Consider the following 14,045-nt stretch of genomic DNA (forward strand, 5'->3'; position numbering starts at 1 on the left):
CCGCTGTCATGACTGACCAGACTGAATACGAATACATAGTGGTCGGCTCCGGCGCCGGCGGCGGCACCCTGGCCGCGCGCCTGGCCGAGGAGGGCCGGCGCGTGCTGGTTCTGGAATCGGGCAGCGATCCGGTGGCCAAGGGCGACGATGCGGGCCTGCCGGAGCAGTACCAGGTGCCGGCGTTCCATCCGCGTTCCACCGAGAACAACGCCATGCGCTGGGACTTTTTCGTGCGCCACTACAGCAGCGACGCACGCCAGTTGCAGGACCCCAAGTTCACCCGCAGCTACGAAGGCGAAACCGTCGATGGCGTGCTGTACCCGCGTGCCAGCTGCCTCGGCGGCTGCACCGCGCACAACGCGATGATCACCGTCTACCCGCATAACCAGGACTGGGACCACATCGCCCGGATCACCGGCGATGCGTCCTGGAAGGCCAGCGCCATGCGCGAGCATTTCCAGCGCCTGGAGAACTGCCACCACCGACCGTTCCAGCGGTTTCTCTCGTGGTTCGGCTTCAATCCGTCGCGGCATGGCTTCAAGGGCTGGCTGCACACGGAGAAGGCGGTACCCGAAGCGGTGATCGACGATTTTTCGCTGGTGCGCTCCATCGTCAAGTCCGCCAAGCAGGCCTTCGAGACCCTGGCCGAGCCGCTCAAGCGCATTGGCTGGCAATTGCAGGGCGTTGGCGACCCCAACGACTGGCGCCTGGTCAAGGACGAGGCGATCGGCCTGCGCTACCCGCCGCTGGCCACCCACAAGCATCACCGCATGGGCACCCGCGAGCGCCTGCTCGATGTGCAGCAGCGCTTTCCCGATAACCTGCACATCGAGCTGGATGCGCTGGTCACCCGGGTGCTGCTGGACGATGAGCAACGCGCCTATGGCGTGGAGTACATCAAGGGTTCGCGGATGTACCAGGCCTGCACCTTGCCGCGCAACCCGACCTCGAGCGGCGAGTTGCGCCAGGTCCGGGCCAGCCGCGAGGTGATTCTCGCCGGTGGTGCCTTCAACACCCCGCAGATGCTCATGCTGTCCGGTATCGGCCCGCGCGAGGTGCTGGAATCGGTGGGCGTGCCGGTGCGGGTCGAACTGCCCGGCGTCGGGCGCAACCTGCAGGACCGCTATGAAGTGGGGGTGGTCAACCGCATGAACTTCGACAACTGGGAAGTCCTCGAAGGCGCGCGCTACGAGAAGGGCGACCCGCAGTACGAGGAGTGGGCCAAGGGCAAGGTCGGGGTGTACTCCACCAACGGCGCGGTGCTGGCGGTGATCAAGAAGTCGCTCAAGCAACGGCCGCTGCCGGACCTGTTCTGCTTCTCGCTGCTGGCCCTGTTCCGCGGGTACTTCCCGGGCTATTCGAAGCTGATCGTGGAAAAGCTCAACTACCTGACCTGGGCGGTGCTCAAGGCGCACACCAACAACACCGCCGGCTATGTCACCCTGCGCTCGAAGGACCCGGCGCAGACGCCGATGATCAACTTCCGCTATTTCGAGGAGGGTAACGACACCAAGGGCGAAGACCTGCAATCGGTGGTCGAGGGCATCAAGTTCGTGCGCAACCTGGCCAAGCCGTTGAAGGAGGCCAGGCTCATAGCCGAGGAAGAGCTGCCCGGCGACGCGGTGCAGACCGACGAGCAATTGAAGGAGTACGTGATGAACCAGGCCTGGGGTCACCACGCCTCCTGCACCTGCCCGATCGGCGCGGCCAACGACCCGATGGCGGTGCTCGACAGCGCCTTCCGGGTGCGCGGAACCAGCAACCTGCGGGTGGTGGACGCCTCGATCTTCCCGAAGATCCCCGGCTTCTTCATCGTCACCTCGATCTACGTCGCGGCGGAAAAGGCGGCCCAGGTGATCCTCGCCGATGCGGCCCGTCCGCAGGCGCGGCAGGTGGCCGGGGCAGGGCGGGCGAGCAAGGCGGCCGATAGCCTGGACAGCACCGTGGAGGCCATGGTCAGCCCGAAAAGCTGACGCTGCGCATGTTTTGCGGATCTGCCCCGGTTTTCCCGGGGCAAGCCGCAGAAGCTGGGCTATACCTAAACCCGCTGGCGTGGTGCCAGCGGGTTTTTTCCATGGATTTCCGTAGTGGGGAGCACTTATGAAAGTCGCACTAGCGATTGGCCTGAGCTCGTTGCTGCTTGCCGGTTGCGCCAGCAACCTCAGCAAGCCGGAGGATTACTCGGGCTTTCTCAAGGACTACAGCCGCCTGAAAGAAGCGAAATCACCGTCCGGCGCGCCGGTGATGCGCTGGATCGACCCGCAACTGGACAGCAAGGCCTACACCAGCGTGTATATCGAGCCGAGCCAGTTCTATCCGAAGCCGGCGCCGACCGCGCAGATTCCGGCAACCACCCTCAAGGGCATCACCGATTACTACGACCAGGCGCTCAAGCGCGAGCTGGGCAAATCCCTACCGTTGGCGAGCAAGCCCGGGCCGGGGGTGATCGTGGTGCGTCCGGCGATCACAGCGGTGAGCAGTGATGTGGAAGGGCTCAAGCCCTATGAAGTGATCCCCATCGCCCTGGTGGTGGCGGCCGCGAGCACGGCGGCCGGCAGCCGCGACCGGCAGGCCGAAATCGCCACCGAGGCGGCATTCCTCGACGGCGGCAACCAGAAGGTCGTGGCCCAGGTGGTGCGCAAGGGCACCGGCAAGGAACTGGAAAACGACAAGACCGTACTGCGCCCGGACGATGTTCGCCAGGTCATCGATGGCTGGGCGATCGACCTGCATCAATCCTGGCTGAAGCTGAAAAGCAAATAGAACAGTTCCAAAGCACGACGCGGACCCTGTGGGAGCGGGTTTATCGGAACGCCGAACCGCCGCGATTACGATGGTGGGTTCACTAACGTAATCGCGGGTAAACCCGCTCCCACAGGGTACGCGCCAGGCATTAGAACTGTTCCAGGCCCTGCCGCTTGACCGCCTTCAACAACGAAGCCACCAACGCCTGCGAGATCTCCAGCGACTGCTGCGTACCCCACAGCAGATCACCATATTTGCGGTCCGCCAGGTCGCACATCTGGGCATTGGTTTCCGCCGCCGATTTCAAGGCAATCGCCAGATGTTCGAGGGCATCGCCGATATCGGCGCCTTCGCAGACGGCAAAGAGGGGCGGGTGGTGGTTCTGGCAGGTGGCGAAGTGGGTGTGGACGGTGGTGAGGCGAGGTGGGTCAGGTACAAGTTTTTTCATGGTGATCTCATGCTCTTGAGAGTTGGAAAGACTCCTGCTGTCAAACAGGTGGGTGGCAGCTGTGCGCGGGTTGACAGACCAGAGAGCATGAGAATCCTGGCGCACCCGAAGGTGCCCACACGCACAGCCGCCATAACGGTAGCTAGCGTTCATGCAATCCCGGCCTGTCAAAGCCGATCGTTGAATTTGCAACGACCGGCGGAGACTAGGTGCTGGTTTCCATGAGCGCAACCGTCAAAAGCGCGCAGAAGTATGCTTGGGAAAATGCCTACAAAAAAGTCGGAAGCTACTCACTTTTCGTAGCTTTATATGACACCTGATGGACATGTTTTGCCTGAACTGGCCCTATCGCTGGCAAGCCAGCTCCCACAGGTACTGCACAAGTCTCAAGATCTGTGCTGAACCTGTGGGAGCTGGCTTGCCAGCGATGAGGCCCTGAAATACACCCAAGTCTCCGCACAGGGTGCTTTCCTGCCTGTCACTGAGCTAGCATCTGCCCTTTGCCCCTTGCTCAAGGAAAAAGCCATTGGATTCATTGACCCAAGCAGTTCTGGGTGGCGCCATCCAGGGCGCGGTGCTGGGCAAGGTACAAGGGCGGCGATCGTTGCTCTACGGTGCGCTGCTGGCGACCCTGCCGGACCTCGATGTCGCCATCCGCTACGCCGACCCCGTGTCGAGCATGACCTTCCACCGCGGCTTTTCCCATTCCCTGTTCGTCCTCACCGGCCTGGCCCTGCTGCTGACCTGGCTGGTCCTGCTGCTGGTCCGCCATCGCCGTGCCGACGCGGGCTACAGCGGGCCGCGGCTGTTCCTCGGCCTGTGGCTGGTGCTGATCACCCATCCGCTGCTGGATGCCTTCACCGTCTACGGCACGCAACTGTTCTGGCCGTTGCAACCCACGCCGCAAAGCTGGGCGGCGGTGTTCATCATCGATCCGCTGTATACGCTGCCGCTGTTGCTCGGGGTGATCTATGCCGCGATCAAGGGGTTCAGCGGACGCGCCGCCCAGGTGCTCGGCGTACTGCTGTTGCTGAGCACGGTTTACCTGGGCTTCGGCCTGCTCTCGAAGAACATTGCCGAACAGCGTTTCCACGCCGCCCTGCGCGCCCGGGAGATCGATGTCACTCAACTGCGTGCACTGCCGATGCCGTTCAACACACTGCTCTGGCGGGTTGTGGCGAAGACGCCGGAGGGCGACTACTACGAGGGCGTCAGCAGCCTGTTCGACGACGACCCGCCGGAATGGCAGCGTCAGCCACTCAATCTGGAAACGGCCAGGGTGCTGGAAGGCTCGCCCCTGTACGAGCGCCTGCGCTGGTTCACCGGCGACTGGCTGCGCTATGACGTGGTCGGTGATGCGCTGGTGGTCAGCGACCTGCGCATGGGCATTCCGGGCAACTACACCTTCCGCTTCCGCATGGCGACGTGCGATGGGCAGGGGCAATGGCAGGTGCAGACGCCGGCTTCCTGGCCGGGGGCAGGGGTGGATTCGATGCGCAACCCCGAAGCGCTGAAGCGGATCATGACGCGGATCTTCCAGCAGCAACCGCCGTTGCCGCTGGAGCAGTGGAGCCGCGAGTACCTGGATGGGCCGGCTGCGGAAGCGGGGTGTGGTCCGCGAGATTGATGGTGACCACCGGCCTCATCGCGTGCTCTGCAGAACCCTGTGGGAGCTGGCGTTGCCAGCGATTGGCCCGACCGGACAACATCATTGCCAGTGCCGGCCTCATCGCCGGCAACGCCGGCTCCCACAGGGGGCTGGGTCAGCCGCAGAGCCGGCCCTGAGGGTCATTTGGCAGAACCGAGCGATCATTGCAAATTCAGATCCCCACCATACCCAGTCTGCACATCCCGCTCCGGAATCTCCCAGACCACCAGTTGCGGCGGGGTCTGGGAGAAGGCCGGGCTGGCGAAGTACGCCTTGGCCGCCCCGGAGAATTCCCCACCATCCTTGGCGAAATTGCCGATCGGCGCGTTGAGCGCCTGTTGCAGGAAGCCGGCGAAGTTCGAGTTGCGCGAGAAGGAGGTGCCGATCAGTGCCAGGTTGGGCAGGTTGTCGTCGCCGAACAGGTCGTCGAGGCTATCGCCGCCGCCTTGCGCTTGCGGCACCTGCTCGTTGATGGTCGAGGTCATCACCACTTCTTCAGCCGGTTGCAGGTGCGCCGGTAACCAGTCGAGCCCGGCCAGCCGCACCAGGTCCCCCGGACGTGGCGATGCAGGCTGCCGGGCACTGTCGAAACTGCGCGTCGGTGTGGCCGTGAAGCCCATGCCGGCGAGTTTCCCGGCAATCGCCACCGCCGCCGCATGGGCCCCGGCTTCGCTCCAGTGGGTATCGAGGCGCAGGAACGCCTCGGCGCCCAGCGGTTGCAGGGTTGGGGTGAGGTCCAGCACATTGACGCCCGCGGCCTGCAGGCTGGCGGTCCAGTCCCGCACCCGTGGTTCCAGGCTGGGCGGACGTGGCAGTTCGCAGAGCTGGCTGGCGGCAATCCGGCTCTTGTCCGGGACCACGCTGACCAGTAGCTGGATGCCCCGTTTCTTTAACCGGTCACGCAGGGCAATCACGGCCGCCGCCTTGGCCTTGGCGTTGTCCGCTGCATGCCGGTTGATCTTCAGCTCGTCACTGATGAACAGCCACTGCGGACAACCCTCGCGGACCCGCGGCCCGGTATCGCCCAGGGCCAGCCAGCTGGCAGCGCGTTCGAGCTGCGCGGCATGCTCCGGCAGTGGTGCCTTGGCCAGTTCCTTGGCAATGCGGTGGGTGATTTCGCCCTCCAGTACCGCGTCGTTGGACAGTGCCTTGCCCGGCAGCAATTGCAGCTTGCCGCTCGCCAGCAGCCAGCCACAGGACAACAGCCCGGCGGCGAGGAAGGCGGCGAGGACGGCACCGGCCAGCGGGCTGGTGCGCAGGGCGATGGCGCTCGGGGGCGTCGGTGCGGTGCTTGGCGGCGGGGTCTTGGTCGTCATCAGAACTGGAAGTACAGGAAGGGCACGGCATCGCGACTGGCGATCAGGGAGAACGCCAGCAGGAAACCGGCCACGGGCCAGAGGGCAGCCAGCAGCGCATACAGCGCGCTGTGACCGAAGGATCGTTCGAGCCGTGCCTGGTACAGCGGCGCGATCACGCAAAATACCCCGAGCGCCGCCGCCAGGCCATGCACCGGCCGCACCGTGGCCGCCAGCGCTTCACCGAGGGCGAAGGCGTGCAGGCCGAACTGCCCGGCGTACATGTCCATGGCGGTGGCGAAGTCCGGAGCGCGGAACAGGGTCCAGGCCAGGCAGACGAACAGCAGCGTCAGGGTATGGGACAGCACCCTGGGAATCGCTGGCAGGCTGGAGCGGCTCCAGGCCCGGTCGATGCACAAGGCCACGCCGTGGGCAGCGCCCCAGAGCAGGTAGTTCCAGCTGTCGCCGCCATGCCAGAGCCCGGCGATGGCCATGGTCAGGAACAGGTTGCGGTAGGTGTTCCAGGTGCCGAAGCGGTTGCCGCCCAGGGCGATGTACAGGTAGTCGCGCAGCCAGCTGGACAGCGACAGGTGCCAGCGCCGCCAGAAGTCCTGGATGCTGCTGGCCAGATAAGGCCGGTTGAAGTTTTCCGGGAAGTGAAAGCCGAGCATCAGGCCCAGGCCGATGGCCATGGCGCTGTAGCCGGCGAAGTCGAAGAACAGTTGCAGCGAGTACGCCAGGCAGCCCAGCCAGGCGTCGAGGAACGACGGGTTGTCCAGATGGAAGGCCACGTCCACCAGCGGCGACAGGGTGTCGGCCACCAGCACCTTCATGCACATGCCGATCATGAAGCGCCGCGCGCCGAGGGAGAAGTTCTGCCAGTTGAAGTAACGCTGCTCCAGCTCGCGGCGCACCCAGTCATAGCGAATGATGGGGCCTGCGATGGAGTGGCCGAACATCGAGATATAGGTGGCGAAATTCACCAGGCTGCGTTCCACCGGCACGGTATGACGGTGCACATCGACCAGGTAGGAGATCGCCTGCAGTACGATGAACGACAGCCCCGCCGGCAGGGCCACGCGCTGCCACTCCATGGGCAGGTAGCCGTAATGGCTGATCAGCTCGTTGAAGGTGGCGGCGACGATATTGGCGTACTTGTACCAGCACAGCACCAGGGTGTTGAGCACGATCAGTGCCGCCAGCAGGCGCACCCGACCGCGGCCATCCTCGCGGCTGCGGTCCACCGCCAGGCCGCCGGCCCAGGCGATCACCGTCAGCACCACGTGCAGCAGCAGGAACAGCGGGCTCAACCAGCCATAGAAGAACCAGCTGCCGAGCAGCAGCACCAGGTTGCGTCCCCGCGCCGGGCTCAGGGCGTAGACCAGCATGAACAGCGGCAGGAACAGGGTCAGGAACTCGAGCGAGGCGAAAACCATGGTGCGGCGGACGTCCTGTCAGTTGGCCAGGGTATCGGTGGCGTTGAGCAACTGCGGGCCATTGGCGCCCGGCAGCAGCATCACGCTGTAGCGCTCGCCGGCCTTGAGCTCGCCCAGGTCCAGCGGCTCGCCGACGTTGGCATTGGCGCAGACCAACTGAACCGAGAGCTTCACCGGGTTGATCGAGCGACGCTGCACGCTGCCATCGGCGGCATCCTTGAACAGGTCGGCGTTGCGCCCGGCCGGACGCAGGCTGGCGCCCTGGCAGGTGGCGTCGAGGCTGATGAAGGCCAGCGAGGCCTTGAGGCCGTTGAAGTCGTCCGGTTGTTCGCGGACCACGCGCTGGCTGATCTTGCCGCCGTTATCGAAGGCGAACACCGTGGCGAACTCGCCCGGCGCCACCTGCAGGTCCAGCGGCGCGTTTTGGCCGCCGCGGCTGAGGGTGCCCTTGATGGCCTTGTTGGCCGGCACCGGCAGGTAGCTGGAGACCTTGTTCGCGTCATCCAGGTCGAGGCTGGCGCCGGAGCCGCCGGCCTGCATCTTCAGCGCGCCGGGGGCGACGTTGACGAAGCGCAGGAAGGCCGAGTCTTCGCCCGGGCCGGTGGGGTACAGCGCGACGTCGGCGTTGGCCGCAGCGGCGGCCAGCGCCAGGGGCAGGGCGAGCAGGGTGCGCAGGCTCATTTCTTCGCCCCTTGTACCGCCGGGGTTTTCAGCATCGCGTCGGTGATCGCCTTGCTCCAGCTGGTGTAGCCCATCGGCGTGTAATGCTGGCCGTCGGTGGTCGCCCACTGCCCCTGCTTGGCGAAGGTCAGGGAGTCGATGTAGTCGCAAGGGGCAACGTTGGCCGCGAGGAACTTCGAGGTCATCTCGACGCGGGCGAAGGTCTTCTTGTACTTGCCACCTTCGGTGCCCCAGCCTGGGCCGACCCAGACGCACTTGGCACCGGTCTCGGCGATGGCCTTGGTCAGTTGCTTGGTCTGCTGCCAGGCCCAGACCTTGGGGAAGGCCGGCTTGGTGTAGTCGGCCATGGTATCGCCCATCACGACCACGATCAGGTTGGCCTTGTCGGCAGCGACCAGTTGGCCCACCGGTTGGGTGGTGGCCTTGTTGCCCAGAACCACCGCCTTGTCCTTGTTGCGCCGTTCGGCACCGCCGCACTCGCCGACCACGGTGCCGGTCCAGTCACCGGCCTTGGAACCGCACACGCCCAGGGTATGCACCTGCGCGCCCTGGTTGACCAGGTTGTCGTGCAGGTCCTGCATCAGGTAGTTGGGCGTGGCCAGGTGGCTGTCGCCGATCATCAGGATGGTCAGGCCGGCAAGCAGGGAAGCAGCCATGTATGGATCTCCTTTGGCTCAATTCGAATAGGGGGAACGGTAAGGACTGACCGGCAGGGGCATGGCCCCGCCGCCGTCCTCGAACAGGTAGCGCAGGTACAGGCCACCGGTGAACTGGCGATAATCGCGGGCGTTGTCCACGCCCAGCGCACCGCCGAAGAAGAAACCGTCGCCGAGGCGGTATTCGCCGCTGGCGCCGAGGGAATAGCCGATGCCGGTCTTGCTTTGCGATTCGTAGCGGGTGGTGACCAGGCTGCCGGGGTTGTTGGCCTGGTAGATCGCAGCGAGGCTTTCCAGGGTCGCCTGGGCGTTCTTGTCGGTGTAGTAGGGCGCGCCGTCCTGCTCGATATGCTGCAGGCCGACCGATCCCTGGATCTGGTAGGACCAGTCCGGGCCGCGCTGGGCCCAGCTCACCGGCAGGCCGATGGAGAAGAAGTTCTGCGGGCTGAAGTAGCCGCCGTGGCCGTAGGTGAAGAAGCTCTGGTTGTTCTCGTAGCTGCTCGCCGACAGGCCCAGGCCGCCGGTGAGGCGGGCATCCTCGTTGTTGACCAGGTACCAGTAGATGCCGCTGCCCAGTTCGATACGCTGGTTATCCTCGACGTTCTTGCCGTCGAGGTTGGCCCAGCCGGCATAGGCATAGCTGCCCCAGCGCTGGTTGTCGTAGCTGAGCTGGCCGCGCAGGCCGGTGGCGGTGACGCCGCCCCACTCCACGCCGCTGCGTTCGTCCTTGGCCCCGGCGAATGACACCAGGCTGTCGACCATGGCCCGTCGCGACAGGTTGAGGTTGTAGCGGAAGTTGCTGTTCTCGGCGAACGGCCGGTCGAGGCTGATGCCGCCGACCAGGTTGGTTTCGCGGAAACCGATGGGGGTGCTGCCGAGATCGGTCTTGATACCCAGCGCCGGCATGTCATAGGCCAGGGCCAGCCCGACGCCGGCGTCCTTCTGCGAACCGGGCGAACCTTGCAGCAAGGTGTCCATGTCCAGCGCCTGGCCCGCCTCGAAACCACCGAAACGCAGGACGCTGTTGCTTGCGGAGTGGAAGCCGCCGGCGTTCAGCGACACCGGGGTCACCCGCACGGCCATGCGTTCGTCGTTGACCGGGAAGCTGATCTCCAGCGGCGCCTGGATGTCGGTGATCTTGCTCAGGCCCGACTCGCCGTTGTTGCTGCGGAAGGTCACGCCTTGTCTGAGCTGCGGGCTGCGCTGCTCGCGCAGGCTGGCCAGTTCGGTCTCGATGGCCGCTCGCGGATCCGCTTCGACCTCGTCGCGCTGCGGCTCGTCCACCGGCCGGGTAGCGCGGCGTTGCAGCGGCTCGGCATCGCGGCTGGCCAGCAGCACGGGCTCGTCGAAGGGCACCGGCTCGCTGGCGCGGTTCCTGGTTTGCACCTTGGCCGGCTCGGGAATCTCGTTGAGGGCGATATCGCCCAGGCGCGAGGCCTTGCGCTGGCCCGGTTGCCCGACGAAGGGGTTGGCGGCGATGGCCTGGCCGAACGGGTTGTCGATCAGTTCTTCCTTCGGGCCCTGCAAGGCCAGTGCCTGGGCATAAAGTGCCTGGGCCTTGGCCAGTTTGCCGCGGCTGCGGTACCAGGCCGCTGCCGTGCTCAGTACCTGAGGGTTTTCCGGGGCCAGTTCCAGGCCACGTTCGATGGCCCGCTCCGCCTGGGCGGTCTGGCCGTTCTGCTGGTAGGCCAGGGCCGCGCCCATTTGCACATCGGCGTTGTCCGGCTGGGCGGCAAGCAAGGGCTGGTAGAGGTCCACCGCCTTCTGCGGATTGCGGTTATCCAGGTACATGCGCGCCAGCGAGGACACCGCCTGGGCATCGTCCGGACGCTGGGCCAGGGCCGGGGCCAGGGTGTCGTAGGCGGCGACCAGGTCGCCTTTCTCGCGCAGCAGGTCGGCCTGGCGCACGGTGTACTGGAACAGCAGGTCGTCGTAGCTGCGCTGCTCGGCGCGGGTCAGCGGCAGGCTGCGCAGTTCGCGCAGCATCTGGCTGACCTGCATGTCGTCGCCGCTCTTGAGCAGGGCGCCGGCATAGGCAATGCGCAGGGCCGGCGTCGGCGTGCTGCTCTGGGCGATGGCGTTGCGCAGCATGGACACGGCGCGGTCGCTGTAGCCGATCTCGATATAGGCCGCGGCGAGGGCGGCATACAGGTCGGGACTGGCGCTGACGCCATTCTCGGCCCGTTGCAGCAGGTTCAGGGCCTGGCTGCGCTTGCCCTGTTTGGCCAGGGCTTGCGCCTGGGCGGCCAACTGGCGCAGTTCGACTTCCTCGGCGAGGTTGTTCATCGCCTTGCTGCGCTGACTGGCGGGGATGCGTTCGAGCAACTGGCGGGCCTTGGCCCACTGTTCCTGGCGGCTGGCGAACAGCGCACCGGCATACAGCGCCTCGGGCTTGCCCGGGTTGGCCTGGACCAGTTCGTCCATGGTCTGCCGGGCCTTGTTCGCGGCGTCGGTCTTCAGATAGATCTCGGCCAGATCCGAGCGCGTCCAGGGGTTCTGCGGGTCGTTGCGCACCGCGTCCTCCAGGGCCTTGCGCGCGGCGGCCAGATCGCCCCGGGCTTCGGCGTCCTTGGCCTGGCCGACGGCGATGGCGGCACGCAGCCTGCTCATGTCCACGCGTTGGCGCTGGGCATCGCCGAGGTTGTCGATCAGGCGCTGTGCTTCGGCCAGCTTGCCGTTTTGCGCCAGGATGGCGATCAGGCCGGCGAGGGCGTCGGCCTGGCCGGCATCCAGGCTCAGGGCATGGCGGTAGGTGGTCTCGGCCAGTTGGAACTGGCCCTGGGACGCCTGCAGGTCGGCCAGGTTGAGATGGCCCTGGACTTCCCGCGGATTGCTGGCGATGGCCCGTTGCAGCAGTTCCCGGGCCTTGTCCGGATTGCCGGCGTCACGCGCCTGTGCGGCCTGGTCCAGCAGCACCCAGTACTGGTTGGCGAGCAGTGCACTCTGCCAGCGGCTGGCATTGCCTTGCTTGATCGCCTGGCGCAGCAGGGCATCGGCATCTGCCAGGCGACCCTGGCGCTGGCGCACCAGCCCCAGGCCGCCGAGGGCATCGGCGTCCTGTGGCGCTTCGCGCAGGCGCGCCTGGAACGACTGCTCGGCGGCTGTCAGGTCTTCGCTTTCGAGGGCTTTGAAGCCCCGGGCCAGATGGGGATTCTGCTGATAGCCGGACTGCGCCCGACGCTGGCCGGTACGCATCTGCTCGCGGATTTCCTCGTCGTCCGGATACGCCTTCAGGTACTCCTCGAACAAGGCCATGTCGGCCTTGCTCCCGCCCAGCCACGACAGCCCCTGGCGCCAGGCTTCCACGGCCTGGCTGCCGATCACCGGATCATCGCGGAACGAAGCCAGGCGGCGCAGGCCGTCGGCGCGGGTACTTTCGTTGCCGAGCAGCAGCTTGGCCAGGATCAGCCTGGCCCGGCGATTGTCGCCGCCCTGCGCGATGAGGCGCTCCAACCCTTGACGGGCCTCCGGCAAACCACCCTTGGTGTAGCCGAGGGTGCCGTAGTATTCGAGGGCCAGGTCACCCTGGGGCGGCTGGCCGCCGAACAGTCCGCGGTAGGTTTCTACGGCCTTTTCCGCTTCGCCGGATTCCACCGCGATACGCGCCTGGTTCAGGTGCTCGCCGGTGGCGGCACCGTGCAGGCGGATTTCCTGGTCCAGCAGCAGGGCCTGTTGCGAGCCGGGATGGGCCGCCTGCAATTGCTCCAGATAGCGCTTGGCGTTGGCCGGGCGATCGCTGTCCAGCTCGATGAGGCCGAGGTTGTAGATGGCATCGGATTGCTGCGGATCGATCAGCAGCAGCTTGCGCCAGGCTTCGGAAGCCCGTGCCTTGTCCTTGCGCGCCTGCCAGTACTGGCCCTGTTCGAGCAGGGCCTTGCCGTTGGCGCTGAGTTCGGCGTGGGCGGCGGAGCAGGACAGTGCGGCAAGCAGGCCGACGGCTAGGGTTTGGCGGCGCGAGCGCATGAAGTCTCCCAGAGAGGTTGCAGCTTCCCGTCGGCGAGGAAGCGGTAGTGCTCATCCATGTAGCCAAGGGCGAACAGGCTGAGGACCACGGAGTAATAGGGTGGTTGGCTGGCCTGCACGGCCTGCGGGGTAAGGCTTTGGGCCAGTTCGGCATCGACACGGGCCCGTTGCCCTTGCTCCAGCCAGGGTTGTTGGCGGGCCTTGAGGTAGGGCAGCAGCGCGGCGGAGAAACCGAAATTGCCGGCATTGCTAGTGCTGTTGGCGTGCACCTCGACCTTCTCCGGTGGCGTGCCCTGGGTGGCGACGATCCGCGACATGCCGTCGAGGCTGTCGAGGATCGGCTTGGCCAGGGGATCGCTGTTGGGCGTCAGCCCGGCCCAGAGGTAGGTGCGGATTGCGTCATAGCTGCCCAGGTCGCCCTTGAGCGGGTCGATGATGAACAGCCCGGAGGTGGGCCCGGTACCGCGATAGCCGACCCAGTCGGCGACGAAGCCGTGCCGGGCGGCGCGCTGCATCAGGCTGCCGGTGCTGCGGGCGATTTCGTTCCACGGCCCTTGTGGATCGACCCCGGCCAGGCGGCGCAGCACCGGTACCGGCAGGTAGCTCGGGTTGAGGTGCCAGAGATGATCGGGCTGGGCAAAGCCGAACGGACCGGGCAGGAGCATCTTGCCCAGGCCGGGCAGGTCGGCGACTTCCCGGGCCTTGATATTGGCCAGCAACAGCCTGGCGTCTTCGCTATAGCGTTCGTCCTTCCACAGGCGCGCCGCTTCGCTCAAGGCGTAGGCGAACCACAGGTCGGCGTCGGAGGCCGAGTTGCTGTCGAGCAGGCGCCACTGGCCCTTGTCGTCCTTGCCCCACCACCAGCCAGGCAGGTTGGCGCCGATGTCGCTGCCGGCCAGGTTGTTTTTCGCCCATGCCCACAGCTTGTCGAAGGCATCGCGGTCATTCGCCACCAGGGCGAAGAACATGCCGTAGGACTGGCCTTCGGACGAGCTGTGCAACTGCGGGGTACTGGCGTCCAGCACCCGGCCGTCGGGCTGGATGAAATGCTCGACGAAGCGGTGCCACAACGGCCATTCGCTGACGCCGCACTGCTCCGCGGCCTGTGCGCCGGCAGGCAGCAGCCAGGCCGCGAGCGCCGTTGCGAGCAGGGTTTTCCAAGGGCTGCCCATG

General features: G+C 66.0%; 10 protein-coding genes. 3 read left to right on the plus strand and 7 right to left on the minus strand.

Annotated elements, in window-relative coordinates; all coding sequences use genetic code 11:
- The first annotated feature begins 8 nt into the window (after nucleotides 1-8).
- Both ACKLLE_RS00835 and ACKLLE_RS00840 read left to right on the plus strand, forming a co-directional pair.
- On the plus strand, nucleotides 9-1,973 hold the full coding sequence (locus tag ACKLLE_RS00835) for a GMC family oxidoreductase (RefSeq protein ID WP_064304576.1): 1,965 nt from the start codon (nucleotides 9-11) through the stop codon (nucleotides 1,971-1,973).
- Between the two features lie 127 nt (nucleotides 1,974-2,100).
- The gene (locus tag ACKLLE_RS00840; protein WP_064304575.1) at nucleotides 2,101-2,763 is read left to right on the plus strand and encodes a DUF3313 domain-containing protein; all 663 of its coding nucleotides are present in this window, start codon (nucleotides 2,101-2,103) and stop codon (nucleotides 2,761-2,763) included.
- Nucleotides 2,764-2,893: 130 nt separating this feature from the next.
- Here ACKLLE_RS00840 and ACKLLE_RS00845 read toward each other — a convergent pair whose 3' ends face one another.
- The gene (locus tag ACKLLE_RS00845; RefSeq protein WP_420056434.1) at nucleotides 2,894-3,346 is read right to left on the minus strand and encodes a hypothetical protein; all 453 of its coding nucleotides are present in this window, start codon (nucleotides 3,344-3,346) and stop codon (nucleotides 2,894-2,896) included.
- A gap of 373 nt (nucleotides 3,347-3,719) precedes the next feature.
- Between ACKLLE_RS00845 and ACKLLE_RS00850 the strand changes: the two genes are divergently transcribed.
- Nucleotides 3,720-4,820 (plus strand): metal-dependent hydrolase, encoded by a 1,101-nt coding sequence (locus ACKLLE_RS00850; RefSeq protein ID WP_420056435.1) that lies wholly within the window; start codon nucleotides 3,720-3,722, stop codon nucleotides 4,818-4,820.
- 182 nt (nucleotides 4,821-5,002) lie between these two features.
- Here the strand turns inward: ACKLLE_RS00850 and ACKLLE_RS00855 are convergent, their stop codons facing one another.
- The 6 genes from ACKLLE_RS00855 to bcsZ are packed head-to-tail and all read right to left on the minus strand — an operon-like array spanning nucleotide 5,003 to nucleotide 14,044.
- A complete protein-coding gene (locus ACKLLE_RS00855; protein ID WP_420056436.1) occupies nucleotides 5,003-6,157 on the minus strand; it encodes an alginate O-acetyltransferase AlgX-related protein in 1,155 nt (384 codons plus the stop codon).
- On the minus strand, nucleotides 6,157-7,572 hold the full coding sequence (locus tag ACKLLE_RS00860; RefSeq protein WP_420056437.1) for an MBOAT family O-acyltransferase: 1,416 nt from the start codon (nucleotides 7,570-7,572) through the stop codon (nucleotides 6,157-6,159). The genes ACKLLE_RS00855 and ACKLLE_RS00860 overlap by 1 nt, the downstream gene beginning before the upstream one ends.
- An 18-nt stretch (nucleotides 7,573-7,590) precedes the next feature.
- Nucleotides 7,591-8,253 (minus strand): alginate O-acetyltransferase AlgF, encoded by a 663-nt coding sequence (locus ACKLLE_RS00865; protein ID WP_420056438.1) that lies wholly within the window; start codon nucleotides 8,251-8,253, stop codon nucleotides 7,591-7,593.
- Nucleotides 8,250-8,909: an SGNH/GDSL hydrolase family protein gene (locus tag ACKLLE_RS00870; RefSeq protein WP_279897505.1), complete on the minus strand. Its 660-nt coding sequence runs from the start codon at nucleotides 8,907-8,909 to the stop codon at nucleotides 8,250-8,252. Before ACKLLE_RS00870 ends, ACKLLE_RS00865 begins: the two co-directional genes overlap by 4 nt.
- An 18-nt stretch (nucleotides 8,910-8,927) precedes the next feature.
- Entirely contained in the window at nucleotides 8,928-12,872 is a 3,945-nt protein-coding gene (locus tag ACKLLE_RS00875; RefSeq protein WP_420056439.1) for a cellulose biosynthesis protein BcsC, read from the minus strand.
- The gene (gene bcsZ, locus ACKLLE_RS00880; protein WP_420056440.1) at nucleotides 12,848-14,044 is read right to left on the minus strand and encodes a cellulose synthase complex periplasmic endoglucanase BcsZ; all 1,197 of its coding nucleotides are present in this window, start codon (nucleotides 14,042-14,044) and stop codon (nucleotides 12,848-12,850) included. Before bcsZ ends, ACKLLE_RS00875 begins: the two co-directional genes overlap by 25 nt.
- Nucleotide 14,045 lies beyond the last annotated feature (1 nt).

It is taken from the genome of Pseudomonas bharatica, from assembly GCF_048586865.1.
GTDB classification, from domain to species: Bacteria; Pseudomonadota; Gammaproteobacteria; order Pseudomonadales; family Pseudomonadaceae; genus Aquipseudomonas; species Aquipseudomonas bharatica.

What these genes read in the sequence shown, in the direction of transcription:
- ACKLLE_RS00855 (WP_420056436.1), bottom strand. Translation starts at nt 6,157, where the DNA reads ATGACGACCAAGACCCCGCCGCCAAGCACCGCACCGACGCCCCCGAGC.
- ACKLLE_RS00835 (WP_064304576.1), top strand. Translation starts at nt 9, where the DNA reads ATGACTGACCAGACTGAATACGAATACATAGTGGTCGGCTCCGGCGCC.
- ACKLLE_RS00870 (WP_279897505.1), bottom strand. Translation starts at nt 8,909, where the DNA reads ATGGCTGCTTCCCTGCTTGCCGGCCTGACCATCCTGATGATCGGCGAC.
- ACKLLE_RS00865 (WP_420056438.1), bottom strand. Translation starts at nt 8,253, where the DNA reads ATGAGCCTGCGCACCCTGCTCGCCCTGCCCCTGGCGCTGGCCGCCGCT.
- bcsZ (WP_420056440.1), bottom strand. Translation starts at nt 14,044, where the DNA reads ATGGGCAGCCCTTGGAAAACCCTGCTCGCAACGGCGCTCGCGGCCTGG.
- ACKLLE_RS00845 (WP_420056434.1), bottom strand. Translation starts at nt 3,346, where the DNA reads ATGAACGCTAGCTACCGTTATGGCGGCTGTGCGTGTGGGCACCTTCGG.
- ACKLLE_RS00860 (WP_420056437.1), bottom strand. Translation starts at nt 7,572, where the DNA reads ATGGTTTTCGCCTCGCTCGAGTTCCTGACCCTGTTCCTGCCGCTGTTC.
- ACKLLE_RS00840 (WP_064304575.1), top strand. Translation starts at nt 2,101, where the DNA reads ATGAAAGTCGCACTAGCGATTGGCCTGAGCTCGTTGCTGCTTGCCGGT.
- ACKLLE_RS00875 (WP_420056439.1), bottom strand. Translation starts at nt 12,872, where the DNA reads ATGCGCTCGCGCCGCCAAACCCTAGCCGTCGGCCTGCTTGCCGCACTG.